18 protein-coding genes and 1 pseudogene are annotated in these 20,855 nt (G+C 71.4%); 3 read left to right on the forward strand and 16 right to left on the reverse strand.

What is annotated here, in order from left to right; all coding sequences use genetic code 11:
* Nucleotides 1-278: 278 nt before the first annotated feature.
* From rfbB to FHS38_RS34840, 3 genes are all read right to left on the reverse strand, one after another.
* Nucleotides 279-1,289 carry a dTDP-glucose 4,6-dehydratase gene (gene rfbB, locus FHS38_RS11955; RefSeq protein WP_184733517.1) on the reverse strand — a complete coding sequence of 337 codons (1,011 nt, stop codon included), beginning with the start codon at nucleotides 1,287-1,289 and terminating at the stop codon, nucleotides 279-281.
* A complete protein-coding gene (locus tag FHS38_RS11960) occupies nucleotides 1,286-2,353 on the reverse strand; it encodes a glucose-1-phosphate thymidylyltransferase (RefSeq protein ID WP_184733518.1) in 1,068 nt (355 codons plus the stop codon). The genes rfbB and FHS38_RS11960 overlap by 4 nt, the downstream gene beginning before the upstream one ends.
* 260 nt (nucleotides 2,354-2,613) lie before the next feature.
* Nucleotides 2,614-2,961, reverse strand: coding sequence for a hypothetical protein (locus FHS38_RS34840; protein WP_221494895.1), 348 nt, complete (start codon nucleotides 2,959-2,961; stop codon nucleotides 2,614-2,616).
* 677 nt (nucleotides 2,962-3,638) lie between these two features.
* On the opposite strand from FHS38_RS34840, the pseudogene FHS38_RS11970 reads away from it, so the two are divergent.
* Nucleotides 3,639-4,001, forward strand: a pseudogene (locus tag FHS38_RS11970) (DUF779 domain-containing protein); the annotation flags it as partial.
* Nucleotides 4,002-4,027: 26 nt separating this feature from the next.
* Here the strand turns inward: FHS38_RS11970 and FHS38_RS11975 are convergent.
* The 4 genes from FHS38_RS11975 to FHS38_RS11990 form a co-directional block, all read right to left on the reverse strand.
* Nucleotides 4,028-6,322: a putative bifunctional diguanylate cyclase/phosphodiesterase gene (locus tag FHS38_RS11975; protein WP_229822390.1), complete on the reverse strand. Its 2,295-nt coding sequence runs from the start codon at nucleotides 6,320-6,322 to the stop codon at nucleotides 4,028-4,030.
* A 122-nt stretch (nucleotides 6,323-6,444) separates the two neighbouring features.
* Nucleotides 6,445-7,248: an SAM-dependent methyltransferase gene (locus FHS38_RS11980; RefSeq protein WP_184733519.1), complete on the reverse strand. Its 804-nt coding sequence runs from the start codon at nucleotides 7,246-7,248 to the stop codon at nucleotides 6,445-6,447.
* A 419-nt stretch (nucleotides 7,249-7,667) separates the two neighbouring features.
* The gene (locus FHS38_RS11985; RefSeq protein ID WP_184733520.1) at nucleotides 7,668-8,318 is read right to left on the reverse strand and encodes a GNAT family N-acetyltransferase; all 651 of its coding nucleotides are present in this window, start codon (nucleotides 8,316-8,318) and stop codon (nucleotides 7,668-7,670) included.
* A 147-nt stretch (nucleotides 8,319-8,465) separates the two neighbouring features.
* The gene (locus FHS38_RS11990; RefSeq protein WP_308433520.1) at nucleotides 8,466-9,824 is read right to left on the reverse strand and encodes a C39 family peptidase; all 1,359 of its coding nucleotides are present in this window, start codon (nucleotides 9,822-9,824) and stop codon (nucleotides 8,466-8,468) included.
* 193 nt (nucleotides 9,825-10,017) lie between these two features.
* Here FHS38_RS11990 and FHS38_RS11995 point away from each other — a divergent pair, with 193 nt between their 5' ends.
* Complete coding sequence (locus FHS38_RS11995; protein ID WP_229822391.1) at nucleotides 10,018-10,650, forward strand: uridine kinase family protein; 633 nt, start codon at nucleotides 10,018-10,020, stop codon at nucleotides 10,648-10,650.
* 521 nt (nucleotides 10,651-11,171) lie between these two features.
* On the forward strand, nucleotides 11,172-13,061 hold the full coding sequence (locus FHS38_RS12000) for an AAA family ATPase (RefSeq protein WP_184733763.1): 1,890 nt from the start codon (nucleotides 11,172-11,174) through the stop codon (nucleotides 13,059-13,061).
* Nucleotides 13,062-13,227: 166 nt separating this feature from the next.
* On the opposite strand, the gene FHS38_RS12005 is transcribed toward FHS38_RS12000, so the two are convergent.
* From FHS38_RS12005 to FHS38_RS12045, 9 genes are all read right to left on the reverse strand, one after another.
* Nucleotides 13,228-14,379, reverse strand: coding sequence for a hemolysin family protein (locus tag FHS38_RS12005; RefSeq protein ID WP_184733522.1), 1,152 nt, complete (start codon nucleotides 14,377-14,379; stop codon nucleotides 13,228-13,230).
* Nucleotides 14,376-15,722 (reverse strand): hemolysin family protein, encoded by a 1,347-nt coding sequence (locus FHS38_RS12010; protein ID WP_184733523.1) that lies wholly within the window; start codon nucleotides 15,720-15,722, stop codon nucleotides 14,376-14,378. Before FHS38_RS12010 ends, FHS38_RS12005 begins: the two co-directional genes overlap by 4 nt.
* 197 nt (nucleotides 15,723-15,919) lie before the next feature.
* On the reverse strand, nucleotides 15,920-16,384 hold the full coding sequence (locus FHS38_RS12015) for a PH domain-containing protein (RefSeq protein WP_229822392.1): 465 nt from the start codon (nucleotides 16,382-16,384) through the stop codon (nucleotides 15,920-15,922).
* 61 nt (nucleotides 16,385-16,445) lie between these two features.
* Nucleotides 16,446-17,294 carry an ATP phosphoribosyltransferase gene (gene hisG, locus FHS38_RS12020; RefSeq protein ID WP_184733524.1) on the reverse strand — a complete coding sequence of 283 codons (849 nt, stop codon included), beginning with the start codon at nucleotides 17,292-17,294 and terminating at the stop codon, nucleotides 16,446-16,448.
* Between the two features lie 103 nt (nucleotides 17,295-17,397).
* A complete protein-coding gene (locus FHS38_RS12025; RefSeq protein ID WP_087929011.1) occupies nucleotides 17,398-17,670 on the reverse strand; it encodes a phosphoribosyl-ATP diphosphatase in 273 nt (90 codons plus the stop codon).
* Between the two features lie 33 nt (nucleotides 17,671-17,703).
* Nucleotides 17,704-18,189 carry a 6,7-dimethyl-8-ribityllumazine synthase gene (ribH, locus tag FHS38_RS12030; RefSeq protein WP_184733525.1) on the reverse strand — a complete coding sequence of 162 codons (486 nt, stop codon included), beginning with the start codon at nucleotides 18,187-18,189 and terminating at the stop codon, nucleotides 17,704-17,706.
* A gap of 120 nt (nucleotides 18,190-18,309) precedes the next feature.
* Entirely contained in the window at nucleotides 18,310-19,590 is a 1,281-nt protein-coding gene (locus FHS38_RS12035) for a bifunctional 3,4-dihydroxy-2-butanone-4-phosphate synthase/GTP cyclohydrolase II (protein WP_184733526.1), read from the reverse strand.
* A complete protein-coding gene (locus FHS38_RS12040; protein ID WP_184733527.1) occupies nucleotides 19,587-20,240 on the reverse strand; it encodes a nicotinamide mononucleotide transporter family protein in 654 nt (217 codons plus the stop codon). Before FHS38_RS12040 ends, FHS38_RS12035 begins: the two co-directional genes overlap by 4 nt.
* Entirely contained in the window at nucleotides 20,237-20,854 is a 618-nt protein-coding gene (locus tag FHS38_RS12045) for a riboflavin synthase (protein ID WP_184733528.1), read from the reverse strand. The genes FHS38_RS12040 and FHS38_RS12045 overlap by 4 nt, the downstream gene beginning before the upstream one ends.
* Nucleotide 20,855 lies beyond the last annotated feature (1 nt).

The following is a 20,855-nucleotide window of genomic DNA, read 5'->3' on the forward strand; positions in this document are numbered from 1 at the left end:
GTCTGGCGGCCCATCGGAGCACCTCGGGCCTCCTGGGGAGGTCAGCGGACCCTCGGGCCGCCCTCCAGGCCTCCAGGCCTTCACTGCGAGTGGGCGGGACCCCTCGTCGTTGAGCCGCAGGGCCTCCACCTCCCTGCGGCAGGTGTCGTCCACCACGGTCCGGGGAGGACGGCCCAGCCACCACGTCCTGGCCCTGCGTCCCGGCCGCGGTCGGTGACCCGGCGGCCACCGGCCGCCGGGCTGGCCCCGCAAGCCCGCGCGACCGGGTACCGGGGCGGTTACCCGGCCGCCGCTCCCAGCTCGGCGCGCTGCTGCAGCGGCTCCCACCAGTGCCGGTTCTCGCGGTACCAGGAGACGGTCTCGGCGAGCCCGGTGGCGAAGTCCTTGCGCGGCCGGTAGCCCAGCTCCTGGGTGATCTTGGCGCAGTCCACCGAGTAACGGCGGTCGTGGCCCTTGCGGTCGGTGACGTACTCCACCGACTCCCAGCCGGCTCCGCACGCCTCCAGCAGCAGGGAGGTCAGCTCCTTGTTGGTGAGTTCGGTGCCGCCGCCGATGTTGTAGACCTCGCCGGGACGGCCCTTCGTGCGGACCAGCTCGATGCCCTGGACGTGGTCGTCGATGTGCAGCCAGTCGCGGACGTTGAGCCCGTCCCCGTACAGCGGGACCGTGCGTCCCTGCATCAGCCGGGTGATGAACAGCGGGATCAGTTTCTCGGGGAAGTGGTGGTGGCCGTAGTTGTTGGAGCAGCGGGTCACCCGGACGTCGAGACCGTGTGTGCGGTGGTAGGCGAGGGCGATCAGATCGGCGGCCGCCTTCGAGGCCGCGTAGGGCGAGTTGGGCGACACCGGGTGCGTCTCCGGCCAGGAACCGTGCGGGATGGAGCCGTACACCTCGTCCGTGGAGATGTGGACGAAGACGCCCCGGCCGTCGGCGTGGTGGCGCAGCGCCGCGTCGAGCAGGACCTGCGTACCGCTGACGTTCGTCCGGACGAACTCGGCGGCGCCCAGGATCGATCGGTCCACGTGCGACTCTGCGGCGAAGTGCACGATCTGGTCGTGCTCGGCGACCAGCCGGTCCACGACCGCGGCGTCGCAGACATCGGCCTGGACGAGGGCGAACCCGGGGTGCGCACGCACCGGGTCGAGATTGGCCGGGTTGCCGGCGTAGGTCAGTTTGTCGAGCACGGTGACCTGTACCCCGGCCGGCCCCTGCGGGCCGAGCAGGGTGCGGACGTAGTGGGAGCCGATGAAGCCGGCACCGCCGGTGACCAGGATCCTGGTGGTGGTCATGACGAGATACGCACCTTGCTGTGGTCCCCGAGAACCAGCCGATGGGCCGCCGGCACACCGGTGGCGGGGGTGACCTCGACGTCCCGCCCGATCAGCGAACTCTCGATGCGGCGGACCCCCTGGACCGTGGCCCCGGCCAGGACGATGGAGAACTCTATCTCGCTGGACTCGATCCGGCAGTCCGGCGCTATCGAGGTGGACGGGCCGACGTAGGAACCGATGATCTGCGTGTTCGCGCCGATCACGACCGGTCCCACGATCCGCGAGCCCCGGATCTCGGCGCCGGCTTCGATCGTGACCTGGCCGATGATCTCGCTGGCCGCGTCGACCGAGCCCTCGATGCGGCCCTCGACGCCTTCCAGCACGGCGCGGTTGACCTCCAGCATGTCGATGACGTTCCCGGTGTCCTTCCAGTAACCGGAGATGGTCGTGGAGCGGACGTCACGCCCATGGTCGATGAGCCACTGCAGGGCGTCGGTGATCTCCAACTCGCCACGCGCGGACGGCTCGATCCCTTGCACGGCATCGTGCACGGCCGGGGTGAACAGGAAGACGCCGACCACGGCCAGATCGCTGCGCGGGGCGGCCGGCTTTTCCTCCAGGGCCACCACCTTGCCGGAGATGTCGAGTTCGGCGACGCCGAAGGCACTGGGGTCGGCCACCTTGGTGAGCAGGATCTGCGCGTCGGGCCGGGTGCCCCGGAACTCGTCCACGAGATCCGCGATACCGCCGACGATGAAGTTGTCACCGAGATACATGACGAAGTCCTCGTCGCCGAGGAACTCCCGTGCGATCAGGACGGCATGGGCGAGGCCGAGGGGCGCCGACTGCTGGATATAGGTGATATCGAGGCCGAAGGCGGAGCCGTCGCCGACCGCCCGCTGGATCTCGGGGGCCGTGTCGCCGACGACGATGCCGACCTCGCTGATGCCGGCCTCCGCGATGGCCTCCAACCCGTAGAAGAGCACAGGTTTGTTGGCCACGGGGACAAGCTGCTTGGCGTAGGTGTGAGTAATGGGCCGCAGGCGGGTTCCGGCCCCGCCGGACAGTACGAGAGCCTTCATGTCGGCGCAGTCTAGATCAAGGAGTCCGCTGACTTCAGTGGTCGTAGGCGATCAAGGAACGTTTGCCTGTGGAACCGGCGTTCCGGTTGTGCCGGATCACGGCGGCCGGTTCCGGGAGGCGTTGGGCGGCGCGGGGTGTCGATCGGCCCGGTCCGCTTCCGCATCCCGCCGTCAACCGCACGCCATGACGGCGTGCGGTTGACGATCGTCTTTCGGCCATGCGGGACTGTCGGCCGTGTCCGTGCGGGCCCTACTGACGGTCAGTAGAACATGAACGTCGGGTACAGGCCGTTGAGGTACTGCGTGATGACCTCACCGGCACCGATCCCTCCGCCGTTGGCCGCGTTGGCCACGTCGTAGACCGATCCGTAGTTGCCCATCCAGTGCCAGGTCTTGGGCTGGGCGGCCTTCGTGCTGTCGCTGCACTTCTTGAGCGCGATGCCTTCCTGGGCGGTGAGGACGGCGTCGCGGGCCGGCGCGTCGCAGACCGCGGCCTTCGTCGTGTTCGGCTGCGGGTCTTCCGCTGCGGCTGCCGCTGCCGGGACCGCCAGGCCGATCAGCAGGGCTATGGGGGCCGCTGCGAGGGCGTGGATTCGAAGACGGTTCATGGTGACCTCCATGAGGGGGATCAGATGTTCGACGGGTCGGACATCTGGACCCATAACCGTACGGTGACCCCCTCCCGCCGTCATATCGAGTGCTCCATTCGAGTGACGACCGCCGACCTGTCCACGCGGAACGGACCTCCCGAACCCCGTGCGCACTGGGCGCCGCTCCCCACGCGGGAGTTCCAGCCGGATGAGGACGCCGGCGACCGGCGTCTGCGGGCAGGCACCCCTGCCCAGGGTGGGGTGTTCCAAGAAGACAGAGGTACGTAGCGGGCGAACCCAACACACCCGTCGCACATCGCATGGATTTGACTACTCTGAGTAGCGGACGCACACAAAAGGCAGTCCCCGGTAGTCCTTCTCCATCCCGTGAGTTTCCAGCCGTCGCTGAACGCTCCGGGATCGGGAGGATCTGCCGGGGGCCTGGCCAGAGCCAACAAGTGGTCACGCTCGTCGACGAACGTCTTCGCCGATGGTGCGGCTCGCTCTGGTTTTCTGGTGTATTCGTTATTTTCCTCACTATTTGTCCCGAGTCAAGGGGCGTCCGCCACTTTCCTCCCCCTGGCGATCAGCGCGGCGCGCGAGGCAGGCTGTCGGGGTGCCCGGCGGGGGGTCGGGCCGGCCTGGAGGAGGGGTGCACGATGAGTTCGATACGCCCGGTGAGTACGACGGGCCCGATGGACGACAGCGTCTCCCGGATCGCGCTCACGCCCGGTGCGGCACGGTTGCTTCGACGGCTGAGCGCGGAGCACGGGCCGCTGATGTTTCATCAGTCCGGCGGGTGTTGTGACGGCAGCTCGCCGATGTGTTACCCGCGGGGGGAGTTCCGTACGGGCGCTTCCGATGTGCTGCTCGCGGAGTTGGACGTCGAGGGGGCCGGGGAGGCGGTCGGGTTCTGGATGTCGGCCGACCAGTTCGAGCGGTGGCGCCACACCCACCTCACGGTGGATGTGGTGCCCGGGCGCGGCAGCGGGTTCTCGCTCGAGGCCCCCGAAGGGGTGCGGTTCCTGATCCGGTCGCGGTTGCTGACCGATGAGGAGACACGGGTGCTGGACGGGCGGGACCCTCAGGTGGTGGCGTCCACGTGCGAGAGCGTGTGGAGGCGCTCCGGCGGGCCGGGGCGGGCGTAGTACCAGCCCTGTGCGGTGTCGCAACCGAGTAACCGGAGGTGGTCGGCCTGTATCCCGGTTTCCACGCCCTCGACCGTGACCGACAGATCGAGGGTGTGGGCGAGCGAGACGATGCCCTCCACGATCTTCACGTCGACCGGGTCCGCGGGTGAGCACTGCATGCCGCGGGTGAACGAGCGGTCGAGCTTGAGGGTGCTGACGGGGAGCCGCCGCAGGTAGGAGAGGTTGGAGTAGCCCGTGCCGAAGTCGTCGAGGGCGATGTCCACGCCCATGTCGGCGAGTTGGCGCAGCGGGCGCAGCTCTTCCTCGTCGGCGCCGATGAGCGCGTTCTCGGTGACCTCCAGGCAGAGGGCCGAGGGGTCCAGGCCGGCGTTCTTCAGGACCGCGACCGTGTCGGGGACGAGGGAGGGGTAGCGCAGCTGGGACGGGGAGAGGTTGACGTTGACCCGCATCGGGCCCCGGCACATGCCCTCGCTGCGCCAGGCGCGGGCCTGTCGGGCGGCTTCCTCCAGCACCCAGCGGCCGAGCGGCACGATGAGTCCGGTGCTCTCGGCGAGCGGGATGAACTGGTCCGGGCCGAGCACCCCGTGCAGCGGGTGCAGCCAGCGGACGAGCGCCTCCGCGCCGCGTACGGTGCCGTCGGTGAGCCGTACCAGCGGCTGGTACTCGATGAAGAACTCGCCGTTGTCGAGCGCCGCCGGCAGGCAGTTGGTGAGGCTGTGCCGGGCGATGACGCGGGCGTCGGAGTCGGCGTCGGCGAGCTCGTAGCGGTTGCCGCCGGCGGCCTTGGCGCGGTACATGGTGATGTCGGCGCTGCGCAGCACTTCCGCGGCGCCCAGTTCACCGGCCGGTCCGTCGACGATGCCTATGCTCGCCCGTACGGACAGGTCGCGGCCGTCGATGGTCACGGGCTCGGCGAGGGCGGCCAGCATCCGGCCGGCGAGGGCGGTCACGTCGCTCTGCGCGGCGGGGCCGGTGACCAGGGCCACGAATTCGTCGCCGCCCAGACGGGCGACGAGTTCGTCCGGCGCGGTGGCGCAGGAGCGCAGCCGTTCGGCGACGGCGAGGAGCAGTTGGTCGCCGACCGCGTGGCCGAGGCTGTCGTTGACGGCCTTGAAGCCGTCGAGGTCGAGGTAGCACAGGCCGAAGCGGGCGCCGTCGCCGCCGGGTTCGAGGGCCCGGTCGAGGCGCTCGAAGAACAGGGTGCGGTTGGGCAGGCCGGTGAGGGCGTCGTGCGTGGCCTCGTAGCGCAGCCGCTCGTGCAGCACGCGGCGCTCGGTGATGTCCTCGATGAGCGCGAGCTGGTACTGCGGCTCGCCCGCGGCGTCGCGGAGCAGGGAGACCGTGAGGTCGGTCCACAGGACGCTGCCGTCGGTGCGGTAGTACGGCTTCTCGACGCGGTACTGGTCGCGGTCGCCGCGGACCAGTTCCCGGTACAGGCCCCAGACTTCGGGCGAGTCGTCGGGGTGCACCATCTCACCGACGTTGCGGCCCCTGACCTGGTGCTCCATGCTGCCGAACATGCGGGTGAGGGCTTCGTTGACGTCCGTGATGCGGCCCTTGACGTCGGCGATGCCGATGCCGATGGCCGCGCCCTCGAACACCGCGCGGAACCGGGCCTCGCTCGTGTGCAGGGCCCGCTCGGTCTCGGCCGCCGCGGCGAGCGCGGCGCGGGAGATCGCTTCCTGCTCGACGCGGGTGCGCTCGCGCAGGGCACCGGCGAAGCCGGCGGCCACGGCGTGCTGGAGGCGGGAGCAACGGGTGCGGCTCTCCTCGGCGGGCATCGCGTCGTCGGGCGGGCAGTACAACACCAGGTAGGCGTCGATGACGTCGAGGATCAGCGGGAGGGCGTCGGGGTCGGTGCAGTGCGCCCGGATCAGGGCGACGCCCACCTCGGCGGCGGGCCGGGGGTCGAAGGGCTGCGCGCGCAGGCTCTCGCTGAGCAGGCCCGCGAGCGGTACGAGGTAGTCCTCGAACTCGGCGCGCGTCATGAACGTCGTCGTGGCCGGGTAGACGGCCCGGCTCCAGATCGCCGCGAACCGCTGGAGACGGTCGTCCCGGGCGGTGGCGTCGCCGAACACCGTGGCGTCGCCGTAGGACCGCGCGGCGCCCTTGTTCCCACCCCCGTTCCCGCTTCCGTCAGGTTGCGCCCCGATGCCGCCCTCCCACGTCCCGCCCCCGCCGGACCTGCCCGTCGTACCGCCTGTTGCCCTGTCCATCGTCCTGTTCACGGCCTTATCCACGGCTATGTCCCCGGCCCCGCCCAGGGCCGTGTTCCCGGCCCCGGTACGCACCTGCGTACCGCTTCTCCCCGCGCCGCCCCCGACCGGCGTCCTGACGCCCGGCGTCATGGTCACGGTTTGCGCCCCACTCCCGCGTAACCGGCACACTCGGCCGAGTCGTCGTCCACGTCGGGCCGCCATGCCGAGATGGGCACGAGGCCCGGCTCGAGCAGCTCGAACCCTTCGAAGAACCGCGCCACGTCCCCCTTCGAACGCATCAGCAGCGGGGAGCCGACCCTGCGGTAGACACCCTGCACCTCTTCCCCCTCTTCCGGCTTCATCGGACCCTCGTCGGTCGACGCGTGGGTCAGGATCAGCAGACTGCCCGGCGCGAGCGCGTCACGCAGCTCGGCCACCGCCTTCCAGGGCTCGTCCCGGTCCTCCGTGAAGTGGAGCACGGCGACGAGCAGCAACGCGACCGGCCGGCGCAGGTCCAGGAGCCGGGCCACTTCCTCGGCGGCCAGGATGTCATGCGGCGTCCGCAGGTCGGCGGCGACGATATCGGTCCGCTCGTCTCCCGCCAGCACGGCCCGGCTGTGCGCGATGGCGACCGGGTCGTGGTCGACGTACACGACCCGGGCTTCCGGGGCCGCGGCCTGGGCTATCTCATGGACGTTGCCGAACGTCGGTATGCCGGAGCCGATGTCGAGGAACTGGGTCACGCCCTGGCCGACGGCGTACCGCACGGCGCGGCGCATGAAGGCCCGGTTGGCCTGCATGATCTTCGGCAGCCCCGGAAAAGCGTCGACGGCCCGTCGTCCGGCCTCACGGTCGACCTCGAAGTTGTGCGAGCCGCCCAGGTAGTAGTCGTAGATGCGGGACACGCTCGGCACGGACAGGTCGATGCCATGAGGGGCCCAGATCGGACGCTCCATCAGTCTGTCTCTCCAGCTCATCGCAGGGGTCTTGAGCAGAGGCTACTGATCGTTCGTTCGAATGGAAGAAGCAAGTGGAAATCGGCGGTCCGCATTTGGCCACCACTCCCCCGCGCCCCCTGGGGGTGCGTCCTCGGAGGCCGTGCGAAACCACCCACACGCGTGACATGCGTCTCCCTCATCGGGTGTTCTCCACACGGCCCGCAGGCCCTCGGTATCACTTCTCGGTGCGTCGGTGTGCGCGATCCATCACGTTATGAACCACATCATCGATCACATCACCCAAATGATCATATGAAGGGGCGAGGTGACAGGCGTGCGGGGGTACCCCGAAGCCGGCCCCCGGCGGGATGCCGCGCCGGGGGCCCGGCCGGGGGCTCACCTGCGGTCAGCCGCCCCGGCCGTGGCGCACACCCGGGTCAGCCGCGCGGCTCCCGCCACATCGGCCACATCGGCGGGCCGCCCGGCAGGTCGACGGTCCTGCCCGTGAAGACGAAGCCGTGGCGCTCGTACAGCGCCTTGCTCCGCGCGTTGCTCGCCTCCAGATACGCGGGCATGCCCTCCCGGTCGCAACGCTCCAGTACGGCCTTGAGGAGCGCGCTGCCCCGCCCCCCGCCCGTGCGACCGGGGGCGGCGACGATGTTCGGCAGGTAGTAGTGCGACCGGTCCATCGGATGGGCGAGCGCCGTCAGTTCGCCCACGATCCGGGTGCGCTCGTTGCCGGGGTCCGCGGCCGCCAGCGCCTCGGTCATCTCGTCGTGACCGTCGTCCTCACCGTGACCCGCTCCGGCACCGGCCGTCTCCCCCACCATCACCGGCAGCCACAGCGCGGCCGCCGAGTGGTCCTCCAGCACATCGACCCAGCCGTCGCGCAGCGCCGCGTCCAGGAACACGCCGAAGAAGCGCGGGTGGACGGTCCGCCGGTGCTCCTCGTCCGGGAAGACCCAGCCGCTGACCGGGTCCGCCATGAACGCCTCGCCCAGCAGCCGGCTGATCTCCTCCCTCTCCTCCTTCCGGGCCCGACGGATTCCCGGCAAGACGCCCGGCAGGACAGTGGTGACCCGACTCATGGTTGCGTTCCCCTCCAGCACCGTATGAATGAAGTGACGCCTGCGATACGGGTGGTGCCGTGATGCGCATGCGTCGCGACGATCGTACGGACGCCCGAATTCCAGCGTCGGTGGGGTAGCCGTCCAGGAGCTCCCGGCAACTCGCCTTCAGCGGATGCCGAGTTCGGCCAGTGCCGCGATCTGCCGCGGCGCCGGGCGCGTCGGGAAGTAGAGGTAACAGACGCCGCCCGAGCCGCTCCGGACCTGGCCCTGCGCGTTGTAGCGCTTGGTCCGCAGCCAGATGTTCTCGAACTGGCGGCGTTTGTAGACGCGTTGGACCGCCGCGTTCGACGGGCTCGCCGGGTCGTTGGCGATCACGTCACCCGCCTCGGTGAAGCCGACGACGCACATCAGATGTCCCGCCGTGCCGTAGCCCGCGCCGTCGAGCTCGGCGGCCAGGAAGGACTGGGAGGTGATCACGGGGATCCGTGCGCGGATCAGCTTCTCGACGTCGCGCAGCGACCGCAGCCGGGTGACCAGGCCCTGCATGTCGCGGTAGGTGGCGGCGTACGCGGCGTTGAAGGGCCAGTTGCCGCAGCCCGCGTACTGGTAGTCGTAGGTGAAGCGGGCCGCGTGGCAGACCTGTGGGTCGTCGTAGGCCGGGTTGACCCAGGCGAGGTCCTCGGCGGTGGGCTCGCGGCCCCAGTACGCGAGGACCATCTGCGAGGAGGTCGGGCTGCACCACGCCTCGCCGCCGTTGTCGTACTCGGGGTACTGCCCCTTGTGGATCTCCTGCGAGTGGCGCGGCACCGGCAGCGTCCGTCCCGCCCCCTCCCCCGGCCGCGAGGCGGGCACCGTGAAGCGGTCGGGGATGTCGGAACCCATCGCGCCGAGCCGCCAGACCGTCGGGGTGAGATCGGTTCCCGGCTTGCGGTGGAGGGTGAGGCGGAGCTCGTACGAGGTGAAACGCAGTCCGCTCTCGGGCTTGTCGATGGCGAGGGTGTCGGTGGAGACGTTGCTCCTGCCGTCGCCCTGTCCGTCGACGGAGGTCCGCCGGATGTCGCCGGACGCGTCGCCCGAGGTCCAGCGGCCGAGGACGTACCAGGGGGTTCTCGTGCCGTCGGTGTAGGCGGCGCGCAGCTCGACCTGGAGCCAGGTGCCGGCGGGGGTGCGGGCGTTCCAGGAGGCGATGAGTTCGGTCGCGGGCGTGGGCAGGTCGCGGACCAGGGCGGTCCACGTGGCGTACTCCCAGGTGGCCGTGGTGTGGGTGTGCGGGTCGGTGTACTCGAAGGTGCCGACGGGACGGTCGATGACCACGCCGGGGCGTGCCCCCGGCCGGACCCGGGTGCCCGCTGCGCTGCCGCGCCGCCAGTCGGTGAGGGTGGTCCAGGCGTGGTAGTCGATGGAGGGGCTCCCGCCCTTGGGGCCGCCTCCGGGTGCGGCGGCGGACGCGGAGGTGACGACCGTGAGCGAGGACGTGGCCGCTACGGTCGCGGCCGCCGCGACCCCTAGGGCGGCGGCAAGCACGCTGCGGCGCGGGGCGGTAGGGGCAGGTGGGCCGGGAGTGGTCGGGGATTGATCGGCGGGCGCGGGTCTGCTGGGCTTCGGCGACATGGGCCAGTGATTCCCCGTGGGGCGCGTCCCCAACACCGCGAGCCGGTTCCGCCGTCCGCGAGCCGCTCCCGCGACCCGATGCCCCGAGCCGCCCTAGGGTGGTCCGGTGAACGATCCCCTGCGCCCGCGCGATCCGGTCGCCCCCGCCACCCCTGCCGACCCCGCGCTCGACGCCCTGGCCCGTCGGCTCCGGGCGCTGCCCCCGTCCGTCGGACCGGTGCGGCTCGTCGCCGTGGACGGGCACGCCGGGTCGGGGAAGACCACCTTCAGCGGCCGGCTCGCGGCGGCGCTGGGCGGCGCCCCCGTGCTGCATCTGGACGACCTCGCCACCCACGAGGAGCTCTTCGACTGGTCCGACCGACTGGACGAATGGATCCTGACCCCCCTTTCCCACGGGGAGACCGCCCGCTATCGCACCTACGACTGGGTCGCGCGGCAGTTCGCGGGCGAGCGCGAGCTGGCCGCGGCGCCGGTCGTGATCGTCGAGGGGGTCGGGGCGGGACGCCGGGCGCTGAGGCCGTATCTGGCGTGCCTGATGTGGATGGAGTTGACGGATGTGAGCTCCTGGGAACGGGGTCAACTTCGCGACGGCCCAAGCATGTCCACATTCTGGGACGGCTGGAAGCGAGCGGAGCGCGAACATTTCGCGGCCGACCCCACGCGCCCGTATGCGGAACTCCTGGTGCACCAGCGCCAGGAGGGGTACGAGGTGCTGCCGGGGCCCCATGGATCCCCTTGAGCTCCCTCAATCGTCACCGTCCGTGACCATGGACGGTCGGGTTGCCCGACACCCCCGGCCGATCCCCGCCGAGTGCCTCAACTTCGCTTGACCGAGGGGGCGTACAGGACTTACGTTCTCAATGTGCGGCCCACGCAGGCCGCCTGCGGACGCGAGGCCCCCGGTTGTTCCCCCGTGATCGGGGGCTTCGTACCACCTCCACTCTTGCGATTTGGACGCTTTTGCGCCATCGCTCGCCCGCCAGACGTCACCCTGAGTGACCGCATTCCGGACGGCTTCCCGGCCCCGGCCCCTGTCGGCCCTTCACCGCGGGATCGCTTTCACGCCGCGATCACGCCGCGATCGGCAGTGCGCCACCCTTCGGCCGATGCCGCCTGCGCAGGTACGATGCGACTCGGTGCACCTCTCGGCGGGTGCACTGGCACACTGGTCAACTCCCGTCCACAGCACAGCGGTTCGGAAAGGCGCGCCAGGTACTCGCCCGGCAGCACGCTACGGGGGAACGGTTTGTGGGGGACGTGATGGATTTCGGCATGCAGGGCCCACCCGCCCCGGCCGATCTCGCCTGGCTGCGCGCCGTCGACGCCTACACCATGGGCGCCTACGCGCAGGCCGAGGAGGAGTTCAGGGCCGCGGTCCACGTCGACCCGGGGATGGCCGACGCCTGGCTCGGCCTGCACGCGCTGCGCGCCGACACCACCACCGCGCTGCTGCGCATGTACCGCCACCGGGACCGGTTCGGCGAGCAGCGCGCCCGCCACCGGCGCACCCTCAACTCCTGGTACTGGCTCGGCTGGTGGGTCCAGCCCGTGCTGGAGAGCGGCCGTGATCTGCTGCTCGCGCACGCCTCGCACTGGCTCGACGGCCGTCATGTGCCGGAGCTGGACCGGGCGCTGGCCGGCTGTCCGCCGGTCGAGGCGGACCCGCAGGTGCGCTTCCTGCACGCCTGCCGCGCCTATCTGGTCAAGGACTGGGAGCAGCTCGTACGGCACACCGAGCCGCTGCTCGGCGACCCGCTGCTGGGCATCGAGGCGGGGCTGTTCGGCGGCATGGCCCGGGTCCGGCTGGAGATGTTCGGGCAGGCGGAGCCGCTGCTGTCCGCCGCGCTGATGCGCTGCCGCAGCGAGCAGCCGCAGCGCAAGGAGCTGCGTTACTGGCTGGCCCGCGCCCACGAGGGCACGGGGCGCAGCGCCGCGGCCCTCCCCCTCTACCGGGCCGTGCACCGGGTGGACCCCTCCTTCATGGACACCTCGGCGCGGCTCACCGCCATCGCGGACGGGAACGGTCTGGACGACCACACCGACCTCTCCCCGGTGCCGCTGGGCGGCTCGGGCCAGGACCCCGTCGATCCTCCCGGCGACCCCGATCTGCTGGCCGCCCCGGACACCCTCGACGGGCGCGACGTCCTGACCGGCACGGACCCGGAGCCCACCGGCACCGCGCCGGTCGACGCCGACGGCGTGCGCGAGAAGATCCGCATTCCGGCCCAGCCCACCGCCCAGCCGCTGCCCGGCCGCTCCGACCCCGTCCTGCTGGCGAAGGCGCTGGCCGAGCTGGAGCGGATGGTGGGTCTGGAGCCGGTCAAGCGGCAGGTGCGGGCGCTCTCCGCGCAGCTGCACATGGCGCGGTTGCGCGCCGGTCAGGGGCTGCCCGTGCAGCCTCCCAAGCGTCATTTCGTCTTCTCCGGCCCCTCGGGCACCGGCAAGACCACGGTCGCCCGGATTCTCGGCCGGGTGTTCTACGCCCTCGGGCTGCTGGGCGGCGACCATCTGGTCGAGGCGCAGCGCGCCGACCTGGTCGGTGAGTTCCTCGGCCAGACCGCGGTCAAGGCCAACGAGCTGATCGACTCGGCGCTCGGCGGGGTGCTGTTCGTCGACGAGGCGTACAGCCTGTCCAATTCGGGCTACAGCAAGGGCGACGCGTACGGCGACGAGGCGCTGCAAGTGCTGCTCAAGCGCGCGGAGGACAACCGCGACCGGCTGGTGGTGATCCTGGCGGGCTATCCGGAGGGCATGGACCGGCTGCTGGCCGCCAATCCGGGGCTCGGTTCCCGCTTCACCACCCGGGTGGACTTCCCCAGCTACCGCCCGTTGGAGCTGACCAGCATCGGCGAGGTGCTGGCCGGTGAGAACGGCGACAAGTGGGACGAGGAGGCCCTGGAGGAGCTGCGCAGCATCAGCGGCCACGTGGTCGCCCAGGGCTGGATCGACGAGCTGGGCAACGGCCGCTTCCTGCGCACCCTGTACGAGAAGAGCTGCGCGTACCGCGATCTGCGGCTGTCGGGCTACGCGGGCACGCCGACCCGCGACGACCTCGCCACGTTGCGGTTGCCGGACCTGATGCAGGCGTACGGCGAGGTCCTGTCGGGCCGCGGGCCGATGACCCGCGACCCGCAGGACCCGCCGCCGTGACGCTGAGCGCTCGGCCGTGTCCGGCAGATCTTCGGCCGCGGGCCGTACGCCGGCGGCGGGCGCCCTACGGACGCGTCCTCACACGCCGGACGCGCTGCCGCGCCGTGTCCTCAAGCGCTGGACGGGCTCGGCCGCAACCAGCCCGTCCAACGCTTGAGGGCGAGTCTCACCCTGCCATCGCGTCCCGTTCCGTCGGCACGGGGGCCGGGGCCTCCACCGGGACGGCGGCCGCCGCGCGGGGGCGGTTCAGCCGGGTGCCGGGCGTGGCCCCGTCCGGGCGCGGGGACGCCGTCCGGTGCGCGGGGTCACGGACCTCGCCGACCAGCATCTCCAGCACGTCCTCCAGCGCGACCACGCCCAGCACCCGCCCGGAGGCGTCGGTGACGGCCGCCAGGTGGGAGGCGGCCCGGCGCATCACGGTGAGCGCGTCGTCCAGGGGCAGTTCGGCCCGCAGGGTCTCGACGCGCCGCCAGACGTGCTGGGGCACGGCCCGCTCCCGGTCCTCCAGGTCCAGGACGTCCTTCACGTGCAGATAGCCCATGAAGGCGCCGCCGGGCGCGCGGACCGGGAAGCGGGAGTAGCCGGTCCGTACGGTCAGCTCCTCGATCTGCCGGGGGGTGACCGTCGGGGCGACGGTGACCAGGGTGGCCGGGTCCAGGAGGACGTCGGTGACCGGGCGGCTGCCCAGCCCCAGGGCGTCCTCCAGGCGCTCCTGCTCGGCCGGTTCGAGGAGCCCGGCCTGGCGGGAGTCCTCGACCAGGTGGGTGAGCTGCTCGCTGGTGAAGACCGCTTCCACCTCGTCCTTGGGCTCGACGCGGAAGAGCCGGAGCACCCCGTGCGCGCACGCGCCGAGGAGGGCGGTGACCGGACGGCAGAGCCGGGCGAAGGTCACGAGCCCCGGTCCCAGCCACAGGGCCGCCCGGTCGGGGGCGGACATGGCCAGGTTCTTCGGCACCATCTCGCCGATCACCAGGTGCAGGAAGACCACCAGGGCCAGGGCGATGACGTAGCCCAGCGGGTGGATCAGCCCCTCGGGCAGCCCCACGGCGTGGAAGAGGGGCTCCAGCAGCTTCGCGACGGTCGGTTCGGCGACCGCGCCGAGCGTCAGCGAGCAGACGGTGATGCCGAACTGGGCCGCGGCCATCATCTGCGGCAGGTTCTCGAGCCCGGTCAGGACCGTACGGGCCCGGGCGGAGCCCTCGGCGGCACGGGGTTCGATCTGGCTGCGGCGTACGGAGACGAGCGCGAACTCGGCACCGACGAAGAAGCCGTTGGCCAGCACCAGCAGGAGGGCGAAGAGGAGTTGCAGCACGCTCATCGCGACTCCCCCCGCAGAGCGGGCACCGCTTCGGTACGGAGGATCCGTACCCGCTCGGCGCGGTGGTGCCCGACCTGGCGCACCGAGAGCCGCCAGCCGGGCAGCTCCGCGGTGTCACCGGGGGCGGGGATGCGGCCCAGCAGGTCGGCGACGAGTCCGGCGACGGTCTCGTACGGGCCGTCGGGCGCCTCCAGGCCGATGCGGCGCAGGGTGTCGACCCGGCAGCCGCCGTCGGCGTCCCACGCGGACCGGCCGTCCTCGCAGGGGAGGGGGGCCAGTTCCGGAAGGTGGGCGTCCGCGTGGTCGTGCTCGTCACGGACCTCGCCGACCAGTTCCTCGACGATGTCCTCCAGGGTCACCACCCCGGCCGTGCCGCCGTATTCGTCGACGACGACGGCTATCGGCTGTTCGCTGCGCAGCTGCTCCAGCAGCGGCTGCACGGGCAGCGTCCCGGGGACCAGCATGGGGGCCACCGCGATCCGCCCGACCGGGGTGCGCAGCCGGTCGTGGCCGGGCACCGCGAGGGCGTCCTTGAGGTGGACCATGCCGACGACCTCGTCCAGGCGCTCGCGGTAGACCGGGAAGCGGGAGAGGCCGGTGGCGCGGGTGAGGTTGAGGACGTCCTCGGCGGTCGCCGAGGACTGGAGGGCGCTGACCTTCACCCGGGGCGTCATGACGTGCTGCGCGGTCAGGTCGCCGAGGGAGAGGGTCCGTACGAACAGGTCGGCGGTGTCCTGCTCCAGGGTGCCGGCCCGGGCCGAGTGCCGGGCGAGCGAGACGAGTTCGCCGGGGGTGCGGGCGGAGGCCAGCTCTTCGGCGGGCTCCACGCCCATGGCCCGCACGAGCCGGTTGGCGACGGTGTTGAGAAGAGTGATCACGGGCCGGAAGAAGTGGGCGAAGGCGCTCTGCGGGACGACGACGAAGCGTGCGACCTGTAGTGGCCTGGAGACCGCCCAGTTCTTGGGCACCAGCTCGCCGATGACCATCTGCACGGCGGAGGCCACCAGCATGCCGATCACGACGGCGACGCCCGGGGCCGCGCCGTGCGGCAGGCCCGCCGCACCGAGCGGGCCGGTGAGCAGATGGCCGAGGGCGGGCTCCGCGAGCATGCCGACCACCAAGGAGGTGATGGTGATGCCCAGTTGGGTGCCCGAGAGCTGGAAGGACAGCTCCCGCAGGGCCGCGACCACGGAGCGGGCCCGGCGGTCGCCGTCGGCCGCGGCCCGTTCGGCCGCCGGCTTCTCGACGGTCACCAGACCGAACTCGGCGGCGACGAAGAAGCCGTTCGCGAGGATGAGGAGCAGTGCCGCCGCGAGCAGCAGCAATGACACGGTGATACTCATGACGCCGCCTCGCGGTGGGGGGCGGCGCAGGTACTACAGGACGATCCGTCCATTGCCGGAGGGATTCACTCCTTGGTTCGCAGGTGCTCCCGCGCGTGCCGCGCGGGGAGCGCGGCCGCTTCGGTGCGGGGCGGGGCACGTCGTGCCCGTGGCACCAGAGTAATCAAGGAGTCCCCGGCGAGGGCGGGCAACCACCCTCAGGTCGCGGAGGTACCGGTTCCGAATGTTTCGGCGAGCGCCCGCAGGGCGCGGGCGTCGGCGACCGCCTGCGCCTTGGAGACGCCGGGCTGGATGCCCATGGCCGGCAGGCTGGTGCCGTCGGAGAGGTCGAGGTGGACCCAGGCGTCACCGGCGCGCAGATTGACCCGGACGATCTCCGCCCAGGCCAGTCGGCGCTTCGTCGTCAGGTTCACGACCGTCACACCGTCGCGCGTGGCGACCACCTTGGGCCGGCTGAGCAGGGTGAGGACGCCGAAGACCAGCAGCCCGGTGCCGATGAAGGAGGCCCGGTCCTCCGTGCTCAGGGACGGGAGCGCCAGCGACATCACCGTGAGCACGGCCAGCAGGGCGACGCCGATGCTGAGCAGCACGATCCGGGTGCGGGTCGGGCGGAAGGTGACCGGCAGGTCCGGCAGGCCGGTCGGGGGTACGGGGGAAGGCACGGCGTACGTTCTTTCGCGGTCGGGCCGGGCCGGCTCCGGTCGGCGCCGGCCCGTGCGCGGATCAGAGGCGGCAGGCGTGGATGCCCGTGGTGAGGATGGCGCGGGCACCCAGTTCGTACAGCTCGTCCATGATGCGCTGGGCGTCGGTGGCCGGGACCATCGAGCGGACCGCGACCCAGCCCTCGTGGTGCAGCGGGGAGACAGTGGGCGACTCCAGGCCGGGGGTGAGGGCGACGGCGCGCTCCACGTGCTCGACCCGGATGTCGTAGTCCATCATCACGTAGCGGCGGGCGACGAGGACGCCCTGCATGCGGCGGAGGAACTGCTGCACCTTGGGGTCGTCGGCGGGGGCGCCGGCCCGCCGGATGACGACGGCCTCGGACTCCAGGATCGGCTCGCCGATGATCTCCAGCCCGGCGTTGCGCAGGGTGGTGCCGGTCTCGACGACATCGGCGATGATCTCGGCGACGCCGAGCTGGATGGCGGTCTCGACCGCGCCGTCGAGGTGCACGACGGAGGCGGACACGCCGTTGTCGGCGAGGTGCTTGGTGACCAGGCCGGAGAAGGAGGTGGCGACGGTCATCCCGCCGAACTCGCTGACGTCCTTGGCCGTGCCCGGCCGGGTGGCGTAGCGGAACGTCGACCCGGCGAAGCCGAGCTGCATGATCTCCTCGGCCTGCGAGCCCGAGTCCAGCAGCAGGTCGCGGCCGGTGATGCCGATGTCGAGCTTGCCGGAGCCCACGTAGACGGCGATGTCGCGGGGGCGCAGGAAGAAGAACTCGACGTCGTTGGCCGCGTCCACCAGGACCAGTTCCCTGCGGTCCTTGCGCTGGCGGTAGCCGGCCTCATGGAGCATCGCCGACGCAGGCTCGGAGAGAGAACCCTTGTTGGGAACGGCGATGCGCAGCATGAGGTCGGTTTCCTTTGTGCGTGGGGATTGCGGGAATTACGGGGAACAACAGGGAAATGCGGGGGATGCGGGCAACCGCGGGGATTCGCCGACGAGTGGGCGTCTACAGATGGGCGTAGACGTCGTCGAGCGAGATGCCCCGGGCGACCATCATCACCTGAACGTGGTACAAGAGCTGGGAGATCTCCTCGGCCGTGGCGTCGGCGCCCTCGTACTCGGCGGCCATCCACACCTCGGCGGCCTCCTCGACGACCTTCTTGCCGATGGCATGGACGCCCTTGTCGACGAGTTCGGCGGTGCGGGAGGTGGCGGGGTCGCCGGAGGCGGCCTTCTGCTGGAGCTCGGTGAACAGCTCCTCGAACGTCTTCTTGGACATGGTGCTCCTACCCTACGGGGTCCGCTCCCGGTGTCAGTGCCAGGGCTCGGAGACCGAACGGAGGATCACCGCCGTGGCGACGGCCGCGGTGACCGCCTCGTGGCCCTTGTCCTCGGTCGAGCCCTCGATGCCGGCCCGGTCCAGGGCCTGCTGCTCGGTGTCGCAGGTCAGGACGCCGAAGCCGACGGGGACGCCGGTGTCGACGGAGACCTGGGCGAGGCCCTGGGTCACTCCCTGGCACACGTACTCGAAGTGCGGGGTGCCGCCACGGATGACGACGCCGAGGGCGACGACCGCGTCGTAGCCGCGGCCGGCGAGGGCCTTGGCGACGACCGGCAGCTCCCAGCTGCCGGGGACGCGCAGCAGGGTCGGCTCGTCGATGCCCAGGTCGTGCAGCGCGCGCAGGGCGCCGTCGACGAGGCCGTCCATCACCTTCTCGTGCCACTGCGCCGCGATCACGGCGACCCGCAGGTCCTGGCAGTTCTTCACACTCAGCTCGGGGGCGCCCTTGCCGCTCACGTCTGTCCTCGGTTTCCTGCTCGTGCCATGGGGCTGTCGGCTGTGGGGGTCTTGGGGGTTACGGGGGTTGTCGGACCGTACGTCACGGGGCTTTCTGCGTAACGGGAGACGCACGGCGGATCACTGGTTGGCGCAGGGGGACACCTCGTCGGCGTCCAGCCAGGGCAGGTCGTGGCCCATCCGGTCCCGCTTGGTGCGCAGGTAGCGCAGGTTGTGCTCGCCCGCCTGGACGGGCATCGGCTCCCGTCCGGTGACCTTCAGGCCGTGCCGGACCAGGGCCGCGGTCTTGTCGGGGTTGTTGGTCATCAGCCGCAGCGAACGCACCCCGAGGTCGGTGAGGATCTGCGCGCCGGCGGCGTAGTCACGGGCGTCGGCCGGGAGGCCGAGTTCGAGGTTGGCGTCGAGGGTGTCACGGCCGCCCTCCTGGAGCTCGTAGGCGCGCAGCTTGGACATCAGCCCGATGCCGCGTCCCTCGTGGCCGCGGAGGTAGAGGACCACGCCGCGTCCCTCGGCGGTGATCCGCTCCAGGGAGGCCTGAAGCTGGGGGCCGCAGTCGCAGCGCAGCGAGCCGAAGACGTCGCCGGTCAGGCACTCGGAGTGGACCCGGACCAGGACGTCCTCGCCGTCGCCGATGTCGCCGGAGACCAGGGCGACGTGCTCGACGCCGTCGACGGTGGAGCGGTAGCCGAAGGCGCGGAAGTCGCCGAAGGCGGTGGGCAGCCGGGTCTCGGCCTCGCGCCGGACGGTGGGCTCGGCGGACCTGCGGTAGGCGATCAGGTCCTCGATGGAGATGATCGACAGTCCGTGCTTGCGGGCGAAGGGGATCAGCTCGGGCAGCCGCAGCATGGCGCCGTCCTCGCCCGCGATCTCCACGATGGCGGCGGCGGGGCGCAGCCCGGCGAGGCGGGCGAGGTCGACCCCGGCCTCGGTGTGGCCGTCGCGGACGAGGACCCCGCCGGGCTTGGCGCGCAGCGGGAAGACGTGGCCGGGGCGGACGAAGTCGCCGGGGGTGGTGCCGGCGTCGGCCAGCAGGCGGATGGTGGTGGCGCGGTCGGCGGCGGAGATGCCGGTGCTGACGCCGTGGTCGCGGGTGGCGTCGACGGAGACGGTGAAGGCCGTGCGCATCGACTCGGTGTTGTCCCGGACCATCTGCGGCAGGTCGAGCCGGTCGATGTCGGGCTGCTCCAGGGGGACGCAGATCAGGCCTCGGCACTCGGACATCATGAAGGCGACGGTCTCGGTGGTGACCTTCTCGGCGGCGACGACGAGGTCGCCCTCGTTCTCGCGGTTCTCGTCGTCCACGACGACGACGGGGCGGCCGGCCGCGATGTCGGCGATGGCGCGCTCGACGGGGTCGAGGGTGAGGTCCTCGGCCGTGAACCAGCTCTCCAGGACGGTCATGCTGCCACTCCTTCCAGTGCGGGCTTGACGCTCGTGCGCGAGCGCAGCCACCAATCGCGCATGCCCCACAGGACGAGGGCGAGGTAGACGACGTAGACGAGGCCGGAGAAGGCGAGGCCGCTGTCGAAGGCGAGCGGGACGCCGACGATGTCGACGAGCAGCCACGCGAACCAGAACTCCACGAGCCCGCGGGCCTGGGCGATCATCGCGGCGAGGGTGCCGACGAAGATGTACGCGTCCGGCCAGGGGTTCCAGGACAGTTCGGGCACGGCGGTGAAGAGGCCGCCGACGGCGAGGGTGCCGACGGCGGTGCCGGCGAGCAGCAGGGCGCGCTCGCGCCAGGTGGCGAAGCGGATCGCGATGGACCCGTCCTGGGCGCGCTGGCGGCCGCGGTGCCACTGCCGCCAGCCCCATACGGCGACGCCGATGACGAGCAGCTGCTTGCCCACGCCGCCGCTGAGCTGCGCGGAGGCGTAGGCGGCGACGAGGATGACGCCGGAGAGGAACTGGGCGGGCCAGGTCCATATGGAGCGCCGCCAGCCGAGGGCGAGGGCGACGAGTCCGACGGTGTTGCCGATCATGTCGGACCAGATGACGCGCTGGCCGAGGACCTCGAACGCCTGGCCGTTGAGCCAGTCGAAGGCGCTCATGCGACCGGCTCCCCGGGGGTGCGGTCCGAGCCGCCGAGGAGGCGCTCGACGTACTTGGCGAGGACGTCCACTTCGAGGTTGACCGGCTCGCCGACGCCCTTGGCGCCGAGGGTGGTCAGCTCGAGCGTGGTGGGGATGAGGCTGACAGTGAAGAAGTCGGCCCCCGCCTGGACGACGGTCAGGCTGATGCCGTCGACGGTGATGGAGCCCTTGTCCACGACGTAGCGGCTGAGTTCGGCGGGCAGGGCGATCTTCACGATCTCCCAGTGCTCGCCGGGCTGCCGCTCGACGATGGTGCCGGTGCCGTCGACGTGGCCCTGGACGAGGTGACCGCCGAGGCGGCCGCCGAGCGCCATGGGGCGTTCGAGGTTGACGCGGGAGCCGGCGCCGAGGGCGCCGAGGCTGGAGCGCTTCAGGGTCTCCGCCATGACGTCGGCCGTGAACGCGCCGTCGGCGGTGTCCACGACGGTGAGGCAGACGCCGTTGACGGCGATCGAGTCGCCGTGTTTGGCGTCCTCGGTGACGAGGGGTCCGCGCAGCGTGAACCGGGACGAGTCGCCGAGGTTCTCGACGGCGACGACCTCACCCAGTTCTTCGACGATTCCGGTGAACACG

Origin of the sequence: Streptomyces netropsis (assembly GCF_014203545.1) — a bacterium.
Classification (GTDB): Bacteria; Actinomycetota; Actinomycetes; order Streptomycetales; family Streptomycetaceae; genus Streptomyces; species Streptomyces netropsis.

Coding starts and splice junctions, on each gene's coding strand:
- rfbB (WP_184733517.1), bottom strand. CDS start 1,289: ATGACCACCACCAGGATCCTGGTCACCGGCGGTGCCGGCTTCATCGGC.
- FHS38_RS11960 (WP_184733518.1), bottom strand. CDS start 2,353: ATGAAGGCTCTCGTACTGTCCGGCGGGGCCGGAACCCGCCTGCGGCCC.
- FHS38_RS34840 (WP_221494895.1), bottom strand. CDS start 2,961: ATGAACCGTCTTCGAATCCACGCCCTCGCAGCGGCCCCCATAGCCCTG.
- FHS38_RS11980 (WP_184733519.1), bottom strand. CDS start 7,248: ATGGAGCGTCCGATCTGGGCCCCTCATGGCATCGACCTGTCCGTGCCG.
- FHS38_RS11985 (WP_184733520.1), bottom strand. CDS start 8,318: ATGAGTCGGGTCACCACTGTCCTGCCGGGCGTCTTGCCGGGAATCCGT.
- FHS38_RS12000 (WP_184733763.1), top strand. CDS start 11,172: ATGGATTTCGGCATGCAGGGCCCACCCGCCCCGGCCGATCTCGCCTGG.
- FHS38_RS12005 (WP_184733522.1), bottom strand. CDS start 14,379: ATGAGCGTGCTGCAACTCCTCTTCGCCCTCCTGCTGGTGCTGGCCAAC.
- FHS38_RS12010 (WP_184733523.1), bottom strand. CDS start 15,722: ATGAGTATCACCGTGTCATTGCTGCTGCTCGCGGCGGCACTGCTCCTC.
- hisG (WP_184733524.1), bottom strand. CDS start 17,294: ATGCTGCGCATCGCCGTTCCCAACAAGGGTTCTCTCTCCGAGCCTGCG.
- FHS38_RS12025 (WP_087929011.1), bottom strand. CDS start 17,670: ATGTCCAAGAAGACGTTCGAGGAGCTGTTCACCGAGCTCCAGCAGAAG.
- FHS38_RS12035 (WP_184733526.1), bottom strand. CDS start 19,590: ATGACCGTCCTGGAGAGCTGGTTCACGGCCGAGGACCTCACCCTCGAC.
- FHS38_RS12040 (WP_184733527.1), bottom strand. CDS start 20,240: ATGAGCGCCTTCGACTGGCTCAACGGCCAGGCGTTCGAGGTCCTCGGC.